This is a genomic window from Olsenella sp. SW781, from assembly GCF_012027725.1.
Lineage (GTDB): Bacteria > Actinomycetota > Coriobacteriia > Coriobacteriales > Atopobiaceae > Thermophilibacter.
In genome coordinates, this window is record NZ_SJOU01000014.1 from 49,999 (window position 1) to 71,938 (window position 21,940).

Sequence of the window (21,940 nt, forward strand, 5' to 3'; positions counted from 1 at the left end):
CAGCCGGTGCCGCAAGGCTCAAAGGGGTAACCCGCCTGCCGAGGTGGTCTCAGAGATAGCATCTTCGAGGACCCCGCTTTGGCTGTGCCGAACGGGGTCTTCTCATGCGGAAGGCCCGCCCGCGTCGGCGGCATGCCCGACCGCAGAGAGAAGGAGGTGTACTACATGCCGTCCAAGTCCAATGTCGAGATGCTCGAGAAGGTCTCCCACTCGCTGGAGTCCTCCCAGGGCGTGTTCGTCGTCGACTACCGTGGCCTCTCCGTCAAGGAGACCCAGGAGGTTCGTCGCGCGCTGCGCGAGGCGGGCGCCGAGATGAAGGTGTACAAGAACAACATCGTCAAGCTCGCGCTCGAGAACGCCGGGCTGCCCAACATCGACGACGCGCTCGCCGGCACCTGCGCCTACGTCTTCTATGAGAAGGACCCCGTCGATGCCGCCAAGGTCATCAAGGAGCAGTCCGAGAAGCTCAAGAAGATGGCGTTCGTCGGCGCCATCGCCGATGGCAAGGCCCTTACTGCCGACGAGGCCAAGGCCTACGCCGACCTGCCCAACCGCGAGCAGCTCATGGCTCAGATCGCTGGTCTCATCAGCGGCTTCGCCCGCGACATCGCCGTGTGCGTCAAGGAGGTCCCCGCTGGCCTCGCGCGCTCCGTCAACGCTGTCTCCGAGCAGAAGCAGGCCGCCTAGCGGCAACCTGCGGCATCACGCCGCGGACCCGGGGCGTCAGCCCCGCACACGCAAAAGCAATCCGTGCACGCCGCACGGGACCGAAAGGAAACAGAAATGGCTAAGCTTACCACCGAGGAGATCATTGACGCCCTCAAGGAGATGACCCTGCTCGAGGCTTCCGAGCTCGTCAAGGCCATCGAGGAGACCTTCGGCGTCTCCGCCGCCGCCCCCGTCGCCGCCGTGGCCGCCGCTCCGGCCGCCGCTGCCGCCGAGGAGGAGGAGAAGACCAACTTTGACGTCGTGCTCGAGGGCTTCGGCGACAACAAGATCGCCGTCATCAAGGTCGTCCGTGCCCTGACCAGCCTCGGCCTCAAGGAGGCCAAGGAGGTCGTCGAGAGCGCCCCGAAGGCCGTTCTCGAGGGCGCCAAGAAGGAGGACGCCGAGGCCGCCAAGAAGCAGCTCGAGGAGGCCGGCGCCACCGTCACCCTCAAGTAAGTTCGCTTGCTCGGGTTACGCGCTCAGCGCAGACAAGGGGTCGGACCTTCGGGTCCGGCCCCTTTTTGCGTGAGTGCCCGCACGCGTTGCGCGGTTGGGGGTTGTGGCAATTCCCGAGCCGGCGGCGTTGGCGTTTTGGGGCTTATGGCAAGCAGGACGAGGCGCCAACAGGGAGTTCTTCTCGGCATGTTGCGGAATCCGGGGTCGTGGCAGGCCGATCGCTGCCACGACCCCGGATTGGGCAACGCCGAACGCGGCGAGATTGCCATAACCCCAGATCTGCCAACGGGGAAGGATGGGGGCGGGCCGCCACGGGCCACGGCCGGTCGGCCGCCACGACGAGAGGCCCGCTGACGGCGAGAAGAACGTCGAGCGGCGGGCAAACACCGAACCTTCACATCGAGGTTCTTCTCGTCATCGCATTTATGCAGCTCAAAGGGGTATCTGCGAAAACCTACTCGAAAACGGTAGTCAAGTCAAGACTTTTCATTGACCATGCCAGGTGGTTTCGGTAACTTATTACGTTGCGACAATTGCCGCCTTCCACCCTTTTTGAAGGAGGAAAAGCCTGGTGTCTACCGCAAAGACTGCTCTTACCAAACCACAAGGAACGACCGGACGCAAGACCTTCAGCAAGATCGCCCCGGCGATGGAGCTGCCGAACCTCATCTCCGTTCAGAAGGAGTCCTTCGAGCGGTTCATGGGGGAGGGGCTTGCCGAGTCCTTCGCCGAGTTCTCCCCGATCGAGAACTCCGCGCACACCCTGCAGGTCACCTTTGGTGACCACCAGTTCGGCGATCCGGCGCACACCATCGCCGAGTGCCGCGCGAAGGACATCTCCTACCAGGCCCCCCTCTTCGTTGACGTGCGCTTCGTCAACAAGGAGACCGGCGAGATGAAGGAGCAGCTCGTCTTCATGGGCGACTTCCCGCTCATGACCGAGCGCGGCACCTTCGTGATCAACGGCACCGAGCGCGTCGTGGTCTCCCAGCTCGTCCGCTCCCCGGGCGTGTACTTCGCCTCCGAGATGGACAACGGCGTGCGCGTCCACAAGGCGCAGTTCATCCCCGCCCGTGGCGCATGGCTCGAGTTCGAGGTCGACAAGCGCGGCCACCTCGTGGTCTCCATCGACCGCAAGCGCCGCCAGTCCGCGACGATGTTCCTGCGCGCCCTCGGCATCGCCGAGACGGACGACGAGATTCTCTCGCTCCTCGGCGACTCCGACGTCGTGCGCAACACGCTCGAGCGCGACACCGCCACCACCCGCGAGGACGCCCTGCTCGAGATCTACCGTCGCCAGCGCCCCGGCGAGCCCCCCACCGTGGACTCCGCCCGCTCGCTCATCGACGGCCTCTACTTCAACGAGCAGCGCTACGACCTCGCTCGCGTCGGCCGCTACAAGGTCAACAAGAAGCTCGGCCTCGACCTCGAGTCCTCCGCCCGCGTGCTCACGCAGGAGGACATCGTCGAGTCCCTGCGCTACCTGCTGGCCCTCCACGCCGGTGACACCACCAAGCGCCTCGACGACATCGACCACTTCGGCAACCGCCGCGTCCGCACCGTGGGCGAGCTGGTCCAGAACCAGTTCCGCATCGGCATGAGCCGCATGGAGCGCGTCGTGCGCGAGCGCATGGCGTCCCAGGACGTTGACGACATCACGCCGCAGAGCCTGATCAACATCCGCCCGATCGTGGCGGCCATCAAGGAGTTCTTCGGCTCCTCGCAGCTCTCGCAGTTCATGGACCAGGCCAACCCGCTGGCCGGCCTCACCCACAAGCGCCGCCTCTCGGCGCTCGGCCCGGGCGGCCTCGCCGGCCACAAGTCCGGCTCCAGCCGCCGCACCAACGTGCCGACGGCCGTCCGCGACGTCCACAACTCGCACTACTCCCGCATGTGCCCGATCGAGACCCCCGAGGGCCCGAACATCGGCCTCATCGGCTCGCTCGCCCTCTACGCCCACGTCAACGAGTACGGCTTCATCGAGTCGCCGTACCGCCGCGTCGAGGACGGCAAGGTCACCGACAAGATCGACTGGATGACGGCCGACGAGGAGGAGGTGCACAACATCGCCCCCGCCAACACGCCGTTCGACCCCAAGACCGGCGAGTTCGTGGAGGTCGACTCCCACGGCAACGTGACGCACCCCGAGCGCGTCATCGCCCGCACCCGCGACTTCGACGGCTCCTTCGGCGCTCCTGCGCAGGTCGCCGTCGAGGACGTCGACTACATGGACGTCTCCCCGCGCCAGCTGCTCTCCGTGGCCGCCAACCTCATCCCGTTCCTTGAGCACGACGACGCCAAGCGTACCCTCATGGGCGCCAACATGCAGCGTCAGGCCGTGCCCCTGATCAAGGCGCACGCCCCGTTCGTCGGCACCGGCATGGAGGAGCGCGCCGCGCTCGACTCCGGCGAGCTCATCCGCGCCGCGCACGCCGGCACTGTCTCCGAGGTCGACGCCGCCCACGTGGTCGTCTACTCCGACGAGTACGGCTCCGAGCGCTACGACCTCCCCAAGTACGAGCGCTCCAACCAGTCCACGTGCATCAACCACCGCCCGATCGTGCGCGCGGGCGAGAAGGTCGAGGCGGGCCAGCCGCTCGCCGACGGCACCTCGATCGACCACTCCGAGCTCGCCCTCGGTGCCAACCTCACCGTGGCCTACATGCCGTGGGAGGGCTTCAACTACGAGGACGGCATCATCGTCTCCGAGCGCGTCGTGCAGGAGGACCTCCTCACCTCGGTGAGCATCTCCCGCCACGAGATCGACGCCCGCGACACCAAGCTCGGCCCCGAGGAGATCACCCGCGAGATCCCCAACCTCTCCGAGGACATGCTCGCCAACCTCGACGATGACGGCATCATCCGCATCGGCGCCGAGGTCGGCCCTGGCGACATCCTCGTGGGCAAGGTCACGCCCAAGGGCGAGACGGCCCTCACGGCCGAGGAGCGCCTGCTCCGCGCCATCTTCGGCGCCAAGGCCCACGACGTGCGCGACACCTCCCTCAAGATGCCGCACGGCGCCTACGGCCGCGTCGTGGACGTGGTCCGCTTCAGCCGCGAGGCCGGCGACGACCTCCCGCCGGGCGTCAACGAGCTCGTCCGCGTCTTCGTCGCGCAGCGCCGCAAGATCCAGCAGGGCGACAAGATCGCCGGCCGCCACGGCAACAAGGGCGTCGTCTGCAACGTCCTGCCCGTGGAGGACATGCCCTACATGGCCGACGGCACGCCCGTCGACGTCCTTCTCGACCCGCTGGGCGTCCCGTCCCGTATGAACGTCGGCCAGCTCCTCGAGTGCCACCTCGGCTGGGGTGCCGCCCACGGCTGGGACGACGAGTCGGAGAACTCCGAGCGCTACGTGCCCGGCCCGATCAACGTGGCCACGCCTGTCTTCGACGGCGCCACCGACGAGGAGGTCGCTGAGCTCCTGCGCCGCACGAACATCAACCTCATGAACAAGGCCCGCATGGACTACGGCGAGCACATGCGCGAGGAGTTCGTCCCGCAGCTGAACGAGCTCGGCAAGACCACCCTCTACGACGGCCGCACCGGCGAGCCCTTCGCGAGCCCGATCACCGTGGGCACGAGCTACATCCTGAAGCTCGGCCACATGGTCGACGACAAGATCCACGCGCGCTCGACCGGCCCCTACAGCCTCGTCACCCAGCAGCCGCTCGGCGGCAAGGCCCAGTTCGGCGGCCAGCGCTTCGGCGAGATGGAGGTGTGGGCCCTCTACGCCTACGGCGCGGCCAACGTCCTCCAGGAGATCCTCACCGTCAAGTCCGACGACACCAACGGCCGCGTCAAGACCTACGAGTCCATCGTCAAGGGCGAGAACGTGCCGTCCGCCGGCATCCCGGAGTCCTTCAAGGTCCTCGTCAAGGAGATCCGCTCCCTGGCCCTGGACATCGAGCCCATCTCCTACAAGAAGCGCGCCGACCGCGCCGCCCAGGAGCAGGAGGAGGCCGCTGCCGAGAGCGCCGTGGACGTCTTCGCCGACATGGCGCCCGCCGATGACCTCATCGGCTCGGACGATGACCTCGACAACGCCGACGCCGTTCTCGCTGGCGACGTGAAGAGCGATAAGGAGTAGCGACTGTGGCAGACTTCGACACCACCGACTTCGACGCCATCAAGATCTCCCTTGCCTCTGCCGACCGCATCCGCAGCTGGTCGCAGGGCGAGGTCAAGAAGCCCGAGACCATCAACTACCGCACCCTCAAGCCCGAGAAGGACGGCCTGTTCTGCGAGAAGATCTTCGGCCCCACCAAGGACTGGGAGTGCGCCTGCGGCAAGTACAAGGGCATCCGCTTCCGCGGCATCGTCTGCGAGCGCTGCGGCGTTGAGGTGACCACGGCCAAGGTGCGCCGCGAGCGCATGGGCCACATCGAGCTCGCTGCCCCCGTGAGCCACATCTGGTACTTCAAGAGCCCCACGAGCTTCCCGCTCGCGCGCCTGCTCGACATCAAGAGCAAGGACCTCGAGAAGGTCCTGTACTTCGCCAGCTACATCATCACCAACGTCGACACCGAGGCCCGCGAGGCCGACGCCGACGACCTCAAGGAGGAGCTGGCCGCCGACCTCGAGGAGCTCGACGCCGAGCGCGACGAGCAGATCGAGCGCCTGAAGGAGCAGGGCGAGGCCTCCGACGACGAGTTCAGCGACATCGAGCCGCTCTCGGCCGACGAGATCCGCGCCGGCATCGCCGACCTCGAGGAGGAGTACGAGGAGGAGAAGGCGCTCCGCCGCGACGCCTACGAGAAGTTCATGCAGCTCGAGGAGCGCGAGCTCATCTCCGACGAGAGCCTCTTCTCCGAGCTCAAGCGCTACTACGGCATCTACTTCAAGGGCGGCATGGGCGCCGAGGCCGTGCGCGAGCTGCTGCGCGGCATCGACCTCGAGTCCGAGGCCCAGACCCTGCGCCAGATCATCGCCTCCGAGGACGCCCAGAAGCAGAAGCGCGAGAAGGCCATCAAGCGCCTGGAGATCGTCGACGCCTTCCTCAAGGGCGGCAACGACCCGGCCAACATGATCCTCGACGTCATCCCGGTCATCCCGCCCGACCTGCGCCCGATGGTGCAGCTCGACGGCGGCCGCTTCGCGGCGTCTGACCTGAACGACCTCTACCGTCGCGTGATCAACCGCAACAACCGCCTGAAGCGCCTGCTCGACCTCGACGCCCCGGCGATCATCGTCAACAACGAGAAGCGCATGCTCCAGGAGTCCGTGGACGCGCTCTTCGACAACGGCCGTCGCGGCCGCCCCGTCACCGGGCGCGGCGGGCGTCCGCTGAAGTCGCTCGCCGAGGCCCTCAAGGGCAAGCAGGGCCGCTTCCGCCAGAACCTGCTCGGCAAGCGCGTCGACTACTCCGGCCGCTCGGTCATCGTCGTCGATCCCAAGCTGAAGCTGCACCAGTGCGGCCTGCCCACGCAGATGGCCCTCGAGCTCTTCAAGCCGTTCGTGATGCGCCGCCTCGTCGAGCTCGGCAAGGTGGAGAACATCAAGGGCGCCAAGCGCGCGATCGACCGCCAGCTGCCGGCCGTCTGGGACGTGCTCGAGGAGGTCGTCCAGGATCGCCTGGTCCTGCTCAACCGCGCCCCTACGCTGCACCGCCTCTCCATCCAGGCCTTCGAGCCGGTTCTCGTTGAGGGCAAGGCCATCCACCTGCACCCGCTCGTGTGCGCCCCCTTCAACGCCGACTTCGACGGCGACCAGATGTCCGTGCACGTGCCGCTCTCCACGCAGGCGCAGACCGAGGCCCGCGTCCTCATGCTGTCCTCCAACAACCTGCGCTCGCCGGCCTCCGGCAAGGTGCTGACCGTGCCGTCCCAGGACATGGTCTTCGGCGCCTACTACCTCACCACCGAGACGGGCGAGAAGAACGACGAGACCCAGGTCTTCGCCGACTTCGACGACGCCCTTCTCGCCATCGACATGAAGCGCGGCCTGGGCATCCAGGAGCCGGTCATCGTGCGCGTCTCCGCCGCCGACGCCAACGTCGTCGAGGGCGACCGCAAGATCTTCCGCGTGCTCACCGCCAAGGGCCAGTACGAGGACTTCGACGTCACCGAGCACACCGCGCGCTTCGAGACCACGCCGGGCCGCATCATCTTCAACCGTCAGTGCCTGCCGGCCGACTACCCCTTCATCAACTACAAGATGGTGAAGAGCGACATCGGCGCGCTGGTCAACGACTGCTGCGACCGCTACTCCACGGCCGAGGTCGAGCCGATCCTCGACGCCATCAAGGAGACCGGCTTCCACTACGCCACGCTCGCGGGCCTCACCGTCTCCGTGTGGGACGCCACGATCCCGGCCGACAAGCCCCAGCTCCTCGAGGAGGCGCAGGGCCGCGTCGACGAGATCAACGAGTACTACGAGGACGGCTTCCTCTCCGAGGTGGAGCGTCACACCGAGGTCGTCAACGCGTGGACCGAGTGCACCGACCTCCTCGCCACCGAGATGCTCGCGGGCTTTGCCGAGGACAACCCCATCTACATGATGGCCGACTCCGGCGCCCGTGGCTCCAAGACGCAGCTCCGTCAGCTCGCCGGCATGCGCGGCCTCATGGCGGACATGTCCGGCGACACGATCGACCTGCCGATCAAGGCCAACTTCCGCGAGGGCCTCGAGCCGCTCGAGTACTTCATCTCCACCTACGGCGCCCGCAAGGGCCTCGTCGACACCGCGTCGCACACCTCCGACTCCGGCTACCTGACCCGTCGTCTCGTCGACGTGGCCCAGGACGTCATCGTCCGCGAGGAGGACTGCGGCACCGACGAGGGCGTCACCTACCCGCTGATCAAGCCGGGCCAGACCTCCGTGGACACCGACCTCGTGGGCCGCTGCGCGCTCAACGACATCGTCGACCCCGCCACCGGCGAGGTGCTCATCGCCAAGGACGGCTACATCGAGTCCAAGGCCGACCTCGAGATGCTCGTCGAGCACGGCCTCAAGCGCGTTGAGCTTCGTGCGCTGCTCACCTGCAAATCCAAGTACGGCGTCTGCCAGAAGTGCTACGGCTGGGACCTCTCCACCCGTCGCCCGGTCAACATCGGCACCGCGGTCGGCGTCATCGCCGCCCAGTCCATCGGCGAGCCGGGCACCCAGCTCACGATGCGCACCATTCACTCCGGTGGCGTCGCGGGCGCTGACGACATCACGCAGGGCCTTCCCACGGTCGCCCGCATGTTCGACGTCGTCGGCAACGTCAACGAGAAGATCCTCGGCCGCGAGGCCGACCTCGCGCCCGTCTCCGGCACCCTGCGCATCACCCCCGAGCAGACCGAGTACCTCCTGCGCATCGTCGACACGGAGGACCCGAGCCGCATCATCGAGGAGTGGCGCGTGCCCGCGTCCGTGCGCTTCATGCCGGACGTCGAGGACGGTGTCGTGGTCCGCGCCGGCGACCAGATCACCCGCGGCTTCGTCAACTTCCGCAAGCTGCGCCGCCTGACGGACATCGAGTCGACGATGCACACCTTCGTCGAGTCGGTCAAGGACGTCTACACCTCCCAGGGCGTCGACCTCAACGACAAGCACATCGAGGTCATCGCTCGCCAGATGCTGCGCCGCGTCCAGGTGACCAACCCGGGCGACTCCCAGTACCTGCTCGGCCAGTACGTTGACCGCTACGTGTTCGCCGACACCGTGCGCAACGTGACGCTGGCCGGCGGCACCCCGCCCGAGGCCGAGCCCGTCATCCTCGGTACGCTCAAGGTCGCCTCGAGCATCGACTCCTGGCTCTCGAGCGCGTCGTTCATCCGCACCGCCGGCGTCCTCACCGAGGCCGCCATCGAGGGCGACATCGACCACCTGCTCGACCTCAAGTCCAACGTCATCGTGGGCAAGCAGATCCCCGCCGGCACCGGCCTCTCCGCCTACAACAACGTGGAGCTCACCTACCACGGCACCAAGATCGACGGTCCCACCTCGCCGCTCGCCAAGAGCCTGCCGGAGTGGGCGCCCGACGAGCTCAAGGACATCGAGGAGCAGCTGCCCAAGCAGCTCGACTGGGTCGGCGATGACTACGGCTTCGGCGGCGTGTACTCCAAGAACGGCCGCACGCTCTCCAGCGAGGACGCCAAGCTCTACCTCTTCGACGACCTCGGCGTCTCGCAGCGCTGGACCAACAAGTTCAGCGAGGTGGGCATCGAGACCGTGGGCGACCTCATCGGCAAGACCGAGGACGACCTGCTGCGCATCGACGGCATCGGCGCCAAGGCGATCGAGGAGCTCCGCGACGGCCTCGAGGCCCGCGGCCTGCTCTACATCCTGGAGCCCGATGACTCCGAGGCTGACAGCGAGGACCTCTCCCAGCTCCTCAACATGGTCTTCTCGCCGGACGCGGACGCCGACATCATGCTCGGCACCGCCGCGCCCTCGACGCACCACTTCGATGACGACGAGCTGATCGGCGGCTCGGAGGCCCCGTCCAGCGACTCGGGCATCATCAACGAGGACCTTGGCTCCCTCGACGACCTCCTCTCCCAGGTGGTCCGCCAGGAGACCGAGGAGTAGGCGCTCGTTCCATCGCACCTGAGGGGGCGGCCCGGTTCTTCTCTCCGGCTCACTGCGCTGCGCGCAGAAGTCGCCGGGCGAGAAGAACCGGGCCGCCCCGTGTCGTGTGGGCCGAAGGTCGCCGACCGCAACGTGCGTTGCGGGTTTCGGGGTCGTGGCAGTTCATGAGGTCGGGGCGTTGCGCGGATGGGGGTCGCGGCAGAGATTGGGCTGCCATAACCCCCGTCCGCGCAACAGGGCGAGAAGAACGCCCAGTTGACGCCCCGCGCCGATTGCCATAACCCCCATCCGCGCAACGCCCCGCGCGCGGGAATTGCCACGACCCCGAAATCAGCAGCGCGTCCTCAGCGGCGCGGGCGAAGCGGGGAGAGAAATGCGAGCGGGGCGGTGGCCCGGGCCCTATTCAGGGATGGGCAGCAGCACGTGGACGCGGAAGAGCCCGTCGCGGGCATCGAAGGTGATCGACCCGCCGTAGCGCTCGGCGACGAGCCGCATGGACTTGGTGCCATAGCCGTGCAGGCCACCGCCCTTGGTGCTGCCGAGCGAGCCACCCTCCTGCCTGAGCTCTCCCTCGTAGAAGTTGCGCACCTGGATGACGGCCATCTGGCCCATGCGACGAACGCTCACGTCGATGAGGCGGCGCTCGGGGTCGGAGATGGCGTCAGCCGCGTCGATCGCGTTGTCGAGCGCGTTGCCAAAGAGCGAGTAGACGTCCTGCTCGGACATGAACGACAGGATCGAGCCGTTGGCCGAGCACGTGAGCTCGATTTCCTTGCGGCCGCAGAGCAGCCCCTTCTCGGTGAGGATGACGTCGAGGGCGGGGTTCGAGGTCTGCACCCCGGAATCGTATATCGAGATGAGCCCATCGATGCTGCGCATGAACTCCTCGCCGGTGCCCGACCTCCCCGAGAGGGAGTGGACCTGGTGACGGATGTCATGGCAGCGCACGTTGATGGCCTCGATCGTGTCGCGCGAGAGCTCGTACTGACGGCGCTCGTCGGCCATGAGCTGACGCGTCGCCGCGGCGTCGGCGCGCATGCGGTTGGAGTAGAGGATCTCGTAGTCAAGATAGAGCGTGAGCGCGCAGATGAAGAGCTGCACGAGCATGAGGAGCAGGAAGGCCTCCTCGGGAAGGGCGCCCATGTCGTACAGCTCGCGGATCGAGGTGTCGAGGACGATGTTCACGGCGATGACGCCCAAAAGGACGAGCAGCGTTCGGCGATCGCCCTCGCCCTCCAGCCGGTCGGTATGGATGCGTCGCACGAGCAGGCGGTATCCCAGCAGGAAGACGACGGCGGCAACGGCAAGCTGGGAGGCGCCGGAGAGGGGATTGTCGGAGGGGAGGTCGGGCACGGTGAGGAAGCGCAGGGTCTCCCAGAGGGAGTGCGCGAGGTTCTGCAGGGCATAGCCCGCCGTGCAGCAGAATACGGCATCCCAGAGGCTCACCTCGAAGACCATCCGGGCGATGGGCACGCAGGCGAGAAGGACCACGACGAAAAACATGATGGTGGCCGCCGCGGCGGCAAAGTCGCCGAACTGGGAGATGGCCCAGGTCGTGACCGTGGTGTGGAAAAGGGAGCTCGCAAACGAGATGCCAAGACACGTTCCGGCGCACGCGAGAAGCCGCCAGCGGCCGGCCCTCAGCGGGTAGAGCGCGCAGAAGAGGCCCATGGCCACAAAGATGGTGAGGAAGTTCGGCAAACTGACGAGCAGGGCCCGCTGCACGAGGCCGAGCAGGCCCGGCATCAGAGCGTCCCTCCCAGGTAGGAGGAGAAGCGCTCGATGGCCTCCCGGCGGCGCGAGCGGCTGAGCGGGAGGAGGTCGCCGTTGGCCATGCTGACGCGCGATCCCTGCATGAGCCGCACGTAGTCCATGTTGACGACGCATCCGCTTGAGATCTGGAGCAGCGGCCCGTCCTTCTCGGCCGCCTCCATAATCTGCCGGATGGTCCCGCGGAGCATGAGGGGCTCGTCGCCGGTGGTGAGGTGGAAGGCGAGGTCATGGCGGAGCAGCTCCACGTAGTAGAGCTCGTGGAGCGGAATCACGCGAACGCCCCCGCCCACCTGGAGGACGATTCTCCCCGCGCCGGCCCGGCTGAGCCGACCCACCACCTTGTCGAGCGCCATCTCGAGCTTGGGCTGCGTGACGGGCTTGACGATGAAGCCCGCGGCGCCGACCTCGTAGCCGCGCACCGCGTACTGGGCGAGGCTCGTCGTGAAGATGAGGGGCGTATCCGGGTCGTAGGAGCGCATGAGCTCGGCCGCCTCCATGCCGTTGATCCCCGGGAGCTCGATGTCAAGGAAGACGAGGTCAAACGTGCGGTTGCCGCGCGCCAGCGCCGTTGCCACCGGGCTCGTCTCTATCTCGAACTCAAGCCCGTGCTTCTCGCCATAGCGCATGACGGCGTCACTCAGGACCTCCGCCTCGTCTGCGTAGTCCTCGACGATAAGAACCTTGTGCATGACACCTCCCGCCGGCTCGTTCAGGGCCCTTGCGCTCATCTCAATTGTAAGGGTGCCGGCGCGCGACAGGCGCGCCTCCGGGCAGCGTGCGCGAGCGGGCGGGGGAGGGCAGAAGACGTCAAAAAACCGACCGATGCCCCCGGACCCCTTATCTCCTTCAGGCCGTTTTCATACAAAGGACGAGAAGGACGGGCCGCCAGAGGGGCGGGCCCATGCACGAGGGAACGAGGGAAGGAGAACGCATGCTCGAGATCAACATGGACGATGTGCTCGCCGTGCTGCAGTCGGTTGCGCCGCAGCTCGTCGTCATCGCGATTGCGCTGGTGGCGGCCATTGTGGTCACGGTCGTCGTGGCGCGCATGGCGGAGGGGAGGCGCAAGCTCGCCCGCTCGCTCACGTGGGTCGCGGCCGTGGCCGTGATCGCGGGCTCGGTGAACGCGATGCTCCTGGGGCCGCTCAACAGCGTGGTCACCATGGCCACCGCCGAGCGCCACGAGCTTTCGCAGGAGACCATCGACAGGACCAACCAGCTTGCCGTGGACATCGAGTCCGAGGGCATCACCCTGCTTCAGAACAGCGAGGACCTGCTCCCGATTGAGCCGGGCAACGTGAGCGTCTTTGGCTGGGCGTCCACCAACCCCATCTACGGCGGCACGGGCTCCGGCTCGCTCTCCGACGCCTATGAGACGGTGACGCTGCTCGACAGCCTGGAGATGGCCGGCTTCACCACCAACGAGGAGCTCACGAGCTTCTACACGGACTACTCGACCGAGCGCGGCGTCATCGCCGTCACCGCGGCGGACTGGACGCTGCCCGAGCCGCCGGCGAGCACCTACACCGACGAGCTCATGGCCGACGCGCGCGACTTCTCCGACACCGCGATCGTGGTCATCGGGCGCGTGGGCGGCGAGGGCCTCGACCTGCCCACCGACATGGGCGCCGAGGGCGTCACCTACACCAACAACTCCACGGAGTACGCCGACTTCGAGGCGGGCCAGCACTACCTCGAGCTCAGCCGCACCGAGCGCGACATGCTCGACCTCGTGTGCGAGAACTTCGACAACGTGGTCCTCGTCTACAACGGCGCCAACGCCTTCGAGATGGGCTTCCTTGCGGACTACCCCGAGATCAAGAGCGTGCTGTGGGCGCCGCACCCCGGCCAGGCCGGCTTCGAGGCGCTGGGCTCGGTCCTCACCGGCGCGGTGAACCCGTCCGGCAAGACGTCCGACACGTTCCTCTATGACCTCACCCAGGCCCCCACGTGGAACAACTTCGGCGCCTTCCAGTACGACAACGTGAGCGAGTTCGAGGTCGAGAGCGCCCGCGGCACCCGCTCTCCCAAGTTCGTGAACTACGTCGAGGGCATCTACGTGGGCTATCGCTTCTGGGAGACGGCGGACGACGAGGGGCTCGTCGACTACGAGGCGAGCGTCCAGTACCCGTTTGGCTACGGCCTCAGCTACACCACGTTCAGCCAGGAGATGGGTCCCGCGAGCTTTGACGGGGACACGGTGAGCTTTGACGTCACCGTCACCAACACGGGCGACGTGGCGGGCAAGGACGTGGTCGAGGCCTACGTGAACCCGCCCTACACCAATGGCGGCATCGAGAAGGCGACGGCGAACCTCGTGGCGTACGAGAAGACCGCCCTCCTCGAGCCCGGCGAGTCCCAGACCGTCACCATCAGCTTCGAGGATGACGACATGGCCTCCTACGACTACGAGGGCGCTCGCGCCTACGTGCTCGAGGCCGGCGACTACGTGGTCTCCATCAACTCTGACTCCCACACCGTCATCTCCGAGCAGACGGTGAGCGTGCCCGAGACCATCACCTACGACACCGAGGACAACACCCACAACGGCGACCTCCAGGCGGCGACCAACGTCTTCGACGACGCCAACGGCGACCTCGAGTACCTTTCGCGCGAGGACGGCTTTGCCAACTACGCCGAGGCCACGGCCGCCCCGACGAACTACTCCATGTCAGACGAGTACAAGGCCACGTTCTACAACAACGGCAACTACGATCCCACGGAGTTCGACAACCCCGACGACGAGATGCCCGTGACGGGCGCCGACAACGGGCTGCGCCTCATCGACCTGCGTGGCGTTGCCTACGACGACCCGCAGTGGGGCGCCCTTCTCGACCAGCTGACCGTGGACGAGATGAACACCCTCATCGCCAACGGCGGCTACCAGAACGCTGCGGTTGACTCCATCGGCAAGATCCGCCTGTCCGACGTCGACGGCCCGGCCGCCCTCAAGGACAACTTCACCGGCGTGAGCTCGATCGGCCTGCCGTCCAACGTGTCCCTCGCGTGCTCGTGGAACAAGGAGCTCGCCTACGAGTTCGGCGTGACGATCGGCGACATGGCGCACGAGATGGAGGTCTCCGGCTGGTACGCCCCCTCCATCAACATCCACCGCTCCGCCTTTGGCGGCCGCAACTTCGAGTACTTCTCTGAGGACCCGGTGCTCACCGGCACCCTGGCGGCCCAGCAGGTGCTCGGCGCCGACAGCCGCGGCGTCTACGCCTTCACCAAGCACTTCGCCCTCAACGAGCAGGAGACCGAGCGCAACGGCCAGCTCTGCACCTGGTCAAACGAGCAGGCCATCCGTGAGATCTACCTGCGCGCCTTCGAGGAGGTCGTGAAGGCCGACGTCTCCGCGCAGGCCATCATGGGCGCGTTCAACTACATCGGCAACACGTACGCGAGCGCCCACCTCGGCCTCAACCAGACCGTCCTGCGTGACGAGTGGGGCTTCGAGGGCATGGTCGAGACGGACTACTTCTCCGGCCCCAACTATGGCTACCAGAACGCCGACCAGCTCATCCGCGGCGGCACCGACATCATGCTCGCCTCCACCGAGACAACGAACAACGTGGAGGACCAGAGCGCCACGGCGGTCATCCAGATGCGCCGCGCCGCTCACAACATCCTCTACACGGCCGTGAACAGCTGGCGTTACGCCGATGGCGACCCGGCCGCCGTCACGCCCGCGTGGCAGATCGCGACCTACGCGGTCGACGCCGTGATCGGCGTGGCGCTCGTGGGGCTCGGCGTCGTCGCCGTGAGGCGCTTCGCGGCGCGCAAGACCTCGTAAGCGCTTGTCTACGCATCCGCAAGGGGCGGCCCGGTTCTTCTCTCCGGCTCACTGCGCTGCGCGCAGAAGTCGCCGGGCGAGAAGAACCGGGCCGCCCCGTGTCGTGTGGGCCGAGGGTCGCCGACCGCAACGGGCGGGGCTGGGGCTCCGCTTGGGGCGTTGCGCGGATGGGGGTCGTGGCAATCGGCGCGGGGCGTCAACTGGGCGTTCTTCTCGCCCTGTTGCGCGGAAGGGGGTCATGGCAGCCCAATCTCTGCCACGACCCCCATCCGCGCAACGCCCCGCGCGCGAGAATTGCCATGACCCCCAAATCGGCAGCGCGCGGACAGGCGGAGGTGGACGCGCTAGGCGAGCGGGCGCAGGGAGGAGAGCTCGGCCGCATACGCGGTGCCGTCCACGACGGCGCGTCCCCAGGGGTCGACGGTCTCGAACGTGCCGCATGAGAGCGCGGCCTCTCCGTCGCCCGCGAGCACGCGGACCTCGTTGCCGAGCCAGGCGAGGCGGGCGAGGTAGTCCTCGCGAATCCCGTCGAGCGGCCGGTCGCCGGGTGCGGCGGCCCATGCGTCGACCCGTCGGACGACCTCGCCCCGCAGCGCCTCGGCGAGGGCCGAGAAGGACGGCGCGCCCCCCAGCTCGGCCAAGGAGATCGCGGGCAGGTCACGCGGCGCCCGTCCCACGTTGACGCCCACGCCGCAGACGGCGAACGTCCGCCCGGCGTCATCGCGCGCGGTCTCGACGAGGATCCCGGCCAGCTTGCGCCCGCGAGCGAGGACGTCGTTGGGCCACTTGAGCTGCGTGCCACGCAGGACGTCCGTCACGCCCAGCCCGCAGGCGGCGGCAAGGCCGGGGAGGCGTGCGGGGCTTACGGCGGGCCGCAGCACGACGGAGAGGTAGAGGTTGCCCTCGGGCGACTCCCACGCGTGCCCGCGCCGCCCGCGCCCCGCAATCTGGCGTCGCGCGGCGATTGCGGACCCGTGCGCCGCGCCGGCCCGGCCAAGGGAAAGCGCCTCGTCGTTCGTGGAGCCAACCTCGTCGACCACGCGAATCTCGGTTTCGTTTTCCATACGCTCTCCCGGTCGTTTCCCCCGTTTGCGGCAGGTGCTCAAATGGTACACACGCGTGTGGAGGTATCGTGGCAAAATAGCGGGGTGGGGGAATGACGACGCAGCGTCATCGTCTATATTGCTAGCCTACCAAAGAGATGTTGACGCGTTAACAACAGAGCGAGGCAGGAGGCGAGAAGATGGGATTCCGCATTCTGGGAACGGGCTCGGCGCTTCCGGCGCGCTCCGTCACCAACGACGACCTCTCGGAGTTCCTGGATACCTCTGACGAGTGGATCTTCCCCCGGACCGGCATCAGGAGCCGCCGCATCTGCACCTCCGAGTCGCTCGACGACCTCGCGTGCGAGGCGAGCCGCGGCGCCCTCGAGGCGGCCGGCGTCACGCCCGACCAGCTTGACCTCATCATCTGCTCCACCACGAGCGGCGACCACCTCATCCCCGCCGAGGCCTGCGCCATCGCCGAGCGCCTCGGCGCGACCTGCCCGGCCTTCGACGTGTCGGCGGCCTGCGCGGGCTTCGTCTTTGCCCTCGACGTCGCGGACGGCTACTTCGCGCGCGGCCGCGCGGAGCGCGTGCTCGTCGTTGCGGCGGAGAAGATGAGCCGCCTCGTGGACTGGGAGGACCGCGCCACGTGCGTCCTCTTCGGTGACGGGGCCGCCGCGGCGGTTCTGTCCGCGGGCGGCCAGAACCCGCTCGCCATGCGGCTCGAGACGGAGCCGTCCGTGGAGATCCTCCACGTGCCCGGCATCGGGGGCAGCTCGCCCTACGACGCGACCGAGCATCCCGCCAACACCCTCTCCATGGAGGGGCGCCGCGTCTTCAAGTTCGGCGTGAACGCCATCTGCACCTCGGTGACCGAGCTCGCGCGCGAGGCGGGCGTGGCCGTCGAGGACATCGACCACTTCGTCTTCCATCAGGCCAACGAGCGCATCCTGTCGTCAGCCGTCGCCCGCCTGGGCCTCGATGACGAGAAGGTCGTGCGCTCGCTTGCGGAGACCGGCAACATCTCGAGCGCGTGCGTGCCGCTCGCCCTCGACCGGCTCGTCCGCTCCGGCCAGCTCAAGGCCGGACAGCTCGTCGCCCTCGTGGGCTTTGGGGCCGGCCTCGATACGGGTGCCTGCCTGCTCCGCTGGGAGTAGGTCGCACATATTCGTCCATTGGCGCGCCCGACCGGGCGCACGGAACAAAGGAGAACACCATGGCAGATCAGAGCACCTTCGACCGCGTCTGCGCGATCGTCCGCGAGCAGGGCGGCCTCGATGACGTCGAGCTCACCGCCGAGACCACGCTCGCCGAGGTCGGCCTGGACAGCCTGGCCACCGTCGAGGCCGTTATGGCCTGCGAGGACGAGTTCGGCATCGAGATCGACGCCGAGTCCAACCCCACCACCATCGGCGAGTTCGTCGAGATGGTCGACGCCCTCCTGGAGAACTAGTCATGCTGCGCACCCCCATCTGTGACCTTCTCGGCATCGAGAAGCCCGTCTTCCAGGGCGGCATGGCCTGGATCGCCGACGCCTCCCTCGCCGCCGCGGTCTCCGAGGCCGGCGGCCTCGGCATCATCGCCGCCATGAACGCCAACGCCGACTGGCTGCGCGACCAGATCCACGAGCTGCGCGAGAAGACCGACAAGCCCTTCGGCGTGAACGTCATGCTCATGAGCCCGTTCGCCGACGAGGTCGCCCAGGTCGTCATCGACGAGCACGTGCCCGTGGTCGTGACGGGCGCCGGCAACCCCACCAAGTACATGAAGGCCTGGAACGCGGCCGGCATCAAGGTCATCCCCGTGGTGGCCTCCGTTGCCATGGCTAAGCTCGTCCAGCGCGCCGGCGCCGTGGCCGTGGTGGCCGAGGGCACCGAGTCCGGCGGCCACATCGGCGAGACCACCACGATGGCCCTCGTGCCGCAGGTCGTGGATGCAGTGAAGATCCCCGTCATCGCCGCCGGCGGCATCGCCGACGGGCGCGGGGTCGCCGCCGCCTTCATGCTCGGCGCCGTGGGGGTCCAGGTGGGGACGCGCTTCCTCGTGGCGGAGGAGTGCACCGTGTCCGACAAGTACAAGGACATGGTCCTCAAGGCTAACGACATCGCCACGCGCGCCACCGGCCGCTCGACCGGCCACCCGGTCCGCGCCCTCAAGAACCCGTTCTCCAACAAGTACGCCCAGATGGAGTCCTCGGGCGCGCCCGAGGAGGAGCTCAACGCCTTTGGCACCGGGGCACTCCGCAAGGCCGCCAAGGAGGGCGACTACGAGAACGGCAGCTTCCTCTGCGGCCAGATCGCCGGCATGGTGAAGGAGCGCCAGAGCGCGCTCGAGATCGTCGACGACCTCGTGAACGGGGCCGAGAAGGTCCTGGCAGGAGCGATGCAATGGGTAAAGTAGCCTTCCTCTTCGCCGGCCAGGGCGCCCAGCACCCCGGCATGTGCGCCGACCTCATCGAGTCCGAGCCCGCCGCCAAGGCCGTCTTCGACGTGGCCGACGCGGTGCGCCCCGGCACCACCGAGCAGTGCCTCTCCGGCACCAAGGAGGAGCTGGCGCAGACCATCAACACGCAGCCCTGCGTCTTTGCCGCCGACCTCGCGTGCGCCCGCGCGCTCGCCGGGCGCGGCGTGACGCCGGACGTGGTGGCGGGCTTCTCGCTCGGCGAGGTCGCCGCGCTCACCTTTGCCGGCGCCTACACCGACGAGCAGGGCTTCGAGCTCGTGTGCCACCGCGCCGAGCTCATGGCCGACGCCGCAGAGACCCACCCCGGCGCCATGCGCGCCGTCGTGAAGCTCGACGCGGAGACCGTCGAGCGCCTCGCGGCCGAGGCGGGCGACGCCTGGCCCGTGAACTACAACAGCCCGCTCCAGACCGTCGTCGCGGGGACGCCGGAGGCCTGCGAGAAGCTCGATCTTCTCGTCAAGGAGGCCAAGGGCCGCGCGATGAAGGTCGCCGTCTCGGGCGCCTTCCACAGCCCGTTCATGGCGGATGCCGAGAAGGGCCTCGCCGCGTACCTCGCTGACGGCCACGCCCCGGCGCAGCCGTCCGTGCCCGTGCTGGCCAACCGCACGGGCGAGGCCTACCCGGCTGACGAGGCCGCTCGCGTTGAGCTGCTCTCCAGCCAGGTGGCCAACCCCGTCCAGTGGGTCCGCACCCTGCAGAATATGGCCGCCGACGGCGTCGACACGTTCATCGAGGTCGGTCCCGGCAAGACCCTCACGGGCCTCGTCTCCCGCACGCTCGAGGGCGTCACGGCGCTGCCGTGCGAGACCGTCGAGCAGCTCGAGGCTGTTCTCGCCGCGCTATCCGAGAAGGGGGAGTAGCCATGGCCGAGAAGACCGGGACCATCGAGCGCGACGCCTCCCGTCGCGTGGCCCTCGTGACCGGCGCCTCCCGCGGCATCGGCCGCGCCGTCGCCGAGGGGCTCGCCGCGGACGGCTTTGACCTCGCGCTCGTCTACGCGGGCAACGAGGCCGCGGCCGCCGAGGCCGTCGCCGCCTGCGAGGAGGCCGGCGCCACGGCGCGCGCCTATCGCTGCGACGTGGCGAGCGCCGACGAGGTCAAGGCCACCGTCGACGCGGTTCTCGCCGACTTCGGGAGCGTCTGGGCCCTCGTCAACAACGCGGGCGTCACCCGTGACGGCCTGCTCGTGCGCATGAGCGACGAGGACTTCTCCCGCGTGATCGACGTCAACCTCAAGGGCGCCTTCCACACCACGCGCGCCCTCACGCGCGCCTTCATGCGCCAGCGCGGCGGCCGCATCGTGAACATGGCGTCCGTCGTGGGCCTCATGGGCAACGCCGGCCAGGCCAACTACGCGGCGTCCAAGGCGGGCCTGATCGGCCTCACCAAGTCCGTGGCGCGCGAGCTCGCTCCGCGCGGCGTGACGGTGAACGCCATCGCGCCCGGCTTCGTGGAGACGGACATGACGGCGGTCCTCTCCGAGGGCGTCGTCGAGAGCTACGAGAAGCAGATTCCCCTCGGGCGCCTGGCCTCCGCGGACGAGATCGCCGCAGTCACTCGCTTCCTGGTGAGCGACGCCGCGTCCTACGTGACCGGCGAGGTCATCCGCGTCGACGGCGGCATGGCGATGTAACTGGCACGCGTGCAAAAGGGACAGTCACTTTTGCACGCCCGCACGACAGACGTGCAAAAGTGACTGTCCCTTTTGCACGCGTTGGGAGTTGAGATGGAGCACAGGGTAGCAATCACCGGTATCGGCGCCGTTACGCCGCTCGGAAACACGGCCAAGGAGACGTGGGAGGGCATGGTCGCCGGTCGCTGCGGCATCGGCCCCATCACCCACTTCGACACCGAGGCGTTCAAGGTCAAGGTCGCCGCCGAGGTCAAGGGCTTCGACGGAGCCGAGCTCCTGGGCAAGCAGGAGGCGGCGCACCTGGACCTCTATTCCCAGTACGCGCTCGTCGCCTCCGACGAGGCCATGGCCGACTCCGGCCTCGACGCCGAGGGCTCGATCGACCGCGAGCGCCTGGGCGTCTACGTGGGCTCCGGCACGGGCGGCATCAACGCCTTCGCCGACAACGTCCACACCATCGCCGAGCGCGGCCCGCGCCGCGCCTCCCCGTTCATGATCACGATGATGATCGCCAACATGGCGACCGGCAACATCGCCATCCGCCACAAGGCCCTTGGCCCCACCCTGCCCGTCGTGACCGCCTGCGCCACCTCCGCCCACGCCGTGGGCGAGGCCTTCCGCGCGATCAAGCACGGCTACGCCGACGCCATTCTCGCCGGCGGCGCCGAGGCCGCGATCATGCCCGAGACCATCGCCGGCTTCACGAGCTGCCGCGCCCTCACCACCAACCCGGACCCCGCGACCGCGTGTCGCCCGTTCGACGCCGACCGCAACGGCTTCGTCATGGGCGAGGGCGCCTGCGTGCTCGTCCTCGAGGAGTGGGAGCACGCCGTCGCGCGCGGTGCCCACATCTACGCTGAGGTCGTTGGCTACGGCAACACCGACGACGCCTACCACATCACCTCTCCCGACCCGGAGGCGGCCGGCATCACGCGCGCCATCAGGCTCGCCGTGGAGGAGGGCGGCGTGAAGCCCGAGGAGGGCCTCTACATCAACGCCCACGGCACCTCCACCAAGCTCAACGACGCCTCCGAGACCCTCGGCTTCAAGCAGGCCCTCGGCGAGGAGGCCGCGCGCGCCGCGCACGTCTCCTCGACCAAGTCCATGACCGGCCACATGATCGGGGCCACCGGTGCCGTCGAGGCCATGGCCTGCGCCCTCGCCCTCGAGAACGGAATCGTCCCGCCCACGATCAACTATCACACGCCCGACCCGGCGTGCGACCTCGACTACACGCCCAACGAGGCCGTGGAGTGCGAGCTCACCTGGGCCCTCTCCACCAACCTCGGATTCGGCGGCCACAACGCCGCGCTGGCGCTGCGCGCCGTGGAGAGGAGCTAACGATGGACTCTGCGAAGATCTCCCAGATTGCCGACATCATGAGGGACCACGGCCTCTCGCGCGTGCGCGTCGAGGAGCCTGACGGCTCGGCGGTCGAGCTCGAGTGCGGCGCCGTCGCGCCCGCCCCTGCGGCGCCCGCCGTATCCGCCCCCGCCCCCGCGGCCCCGGCCCCCGCCGCCCCCGCGGCCCCCGCGCCCGCGCCCCGCCTCC

Annotated in this window: 14 protein-coding genes and 1 pseudogene; 12 read left to right on the plus strand and 3 right to left on the minus strand. The window is 68.1% G+C overall.

From position 1 onward, the window contains the following. The first annotated feature begins 165 nt into the window (after positions 1-165). The 4 genes from rplJ (at position 166) to E0L17_RS08730 (ending at position 9,681) form a co-directional block, all read left to right on the plus strand. On the plus strand, positions 166-687 hold the full coding sequence (gene rplJ / locus E0L17_RS08715) for a 50S ribosomal protein L10 (RefSeq protein WP_075279227.1): 522 nt from the start codon (positions 166-168) through the stop codon (positions 685-687). A gap of 96 nt (positions 688-783) precedes the next feature. After that, entirely contained in the window at positions 784-1,164 is a 381-nt protein-coding gene (gene rplL / locus E0L17_RS08720; RefSeq protein WP_075279228.1) for a 50S ribosomal protein L7/L12, read from the plus strand. Between the two features lie 571 nt (positions 1,165-1,735). Continuing rightward, positions 1,736-5,254: a DNA-directed RNA polymerase subunit beta gene (gene rpoB / locus E0L17_RS08725; RefSeq protein ID WP_167930850.1), complete on the plus strand. Its 3,519-nt coding sequence runs from the start codon at positions 1,736-1,738 to the stop codon at positions 5,252-5,254. A 5-nt stretch (positions 5,255-5,259) separates the two neighbouring features. Next, positions 5,260-9,681 carry a DNA-directed RNA polymerase subunit beta' gene (locus E0L17_RS08730; RefSeq protein WP_167930851.1) on the plus strand — a complete coding sequence of 1,474 codons (4,422 nt, stop codon included), beginning with the start codon at positions 5,260-5,262 and terminating at the stop codon, positions 9,679-9,681. Positions 9,682-10,080: 399 nt separating this feature from the next. Here E0L17_RS08730 and E0L17_RS08735 read toward each other — a convergent pair whose 3' ends face one another. Both E0L17_RS08735 and E0L17_RS08740 read right to left on the minus strand, forming a co-directional pair. Next, the gene (locus E0L17_RS08735; RefSeq protein ID WP_167930852.1) at positions 10,081-11,427 is read right to left on the minus strand and encodes a sensor histidine kinase; all 1,347 of its coding nucleotides are present in this window, start codon (positions 11,425-11,427) and stop codon (positions 10,081-10,083) included. Beyond that, positions 11,427-12,143, minus strand: coding sequence for a LytR/AlgR family response regulator transcription factor (locus E0L17_RS08740; RefSeq protein ID WP_167930853.1), 717 nt, complete (start codon positions 12,141-12,143; stop codon positions 11,427-11,429). The genes E0L17_RS08735 and E0L17_RS08740 overlap by 1 nt, the downstream gene beginning before the upstream one ends. 242 nt (positions 12,144-12,385) lie before the next feature. Between E0L17_RS08740 and E0L17_RS08745 the strand changes: the two genes are divergently transcribed. Continuing rightward, positions 12,386-15,247, plus strand: coding sequence for a glycoside hydrolase family 3 protein (locus tag E0L17_RS08745; protein WP_167930854.1), 2,862 nt, complete (start codon positions 12,386-12,388; stop codon positions 15,245-15,247). Positions 15,248-15,591: 344 nt separating this feature from the next. Here the strand turns inward: E0L17_RS08745 and E0L17_RS08750 are convergent, their stop codons facing one another. Then, positions 15,592-16,311 (minus strand): biotin--[acetyl-CoA-carboxylase] ligase, encoded by a 720-nt coding sequence (locus E0L17_RS08750; protein WP_167930855.1) that lies wholly within the window; start codon positions 16,309-16,311, stop codon positions 15,592-15,594. 179 nt (positions 16,312-16,490) lie between these two features. Between E0L17_RS08750 and E0L17_RS08755 the strand changes: the two genes are divergently transcribed. The 7 genes and pseudogenes from E0L17_RS08755 to E0L17_RS10970 all read left to right on the plus strand — a co-directional run. Continuing rightward, positions 16,491-17,450 (plus strand): 3-oxoacyl-ACP synthase III family protein, encoded by a 960-nt coding sequence (locus tag E0L17_RS08755; RefSeq protein WP_167930856.1) that lies wholly within the window; start codon positions 16,491-16,493, stop codon positions 17,448-17,450. 59 nt (positions 17,451-17,509) lie between these two features. Beyond that, positions 17,510-17,746, plus strand: coding sequence for a phosphopantetheine-binding protein (locus E0L17_RS08760; RefSeq protein ID WP_075279237.1), 237 nt, complete (start codon positions 17,510-17,512; stop codon positions 17,744-17,746). 2 nt (positions 17,747-17,748) lie between these two features. After that, positions 17,749-18,693 (plus strand): enoyl-[acyl-carrier-protein] reductase FabK, encoded by a 945-nt coding sequence (gene fabK / locus E0L17_RS08765; RefSeq protein ID WP_167930857.1) that lies wholly within the window; start codon positions 17,749-17,751, stop codon positions 18,691-18,693. Then, positions 18,681-19,616, plus strand: a complete 936-nt coding sequence (locus E0L17_RS08770; protein WP_167930858.1) for an ACP S-malonyltransferase — start codon at positions 18,681-18,683, stop codon at positions 19,614-19,616. The genes fabK and E0L17_RS08770 overlap by 13 nt, the downstream gene beginning before the upstream one ends. A gap of 2 nt (positions 19,617-19,618) precedes the next feature. Continuing rightward, positions 19,619-20,389 (plus strand): 3-oxoacyl-[acyl-carrier-protein] reductase, encoded by a 771-nt coding sequence (fabG, locus tag E0L17_RS08775; protein ID WP_167930859.1) that lies wholly within the window; start codon positions 19,619-19,621, stop codon positions 20,387-20,389. 93 nt (positions 20,390-20,482) lie between these two features. After that, entirely contained in the window at positions 20,483-21,730 is a 1,248-nt protein-coding gene (gene fabF / locus E0L17_RS08780) for a beta-ketoacyl-ACP synthase II (protein WP_167930860.1), read from the plus strand. 2 nt (positions 21,731-21,732) lie between these two features. After that, positions 21,733-21,940 (plus strand): annotated as a pseudogene (locus tag E0L17_RS10970) (acetyl-CoA carboxylase biotin carboxyl carrier protein); the annotation flags it as partial.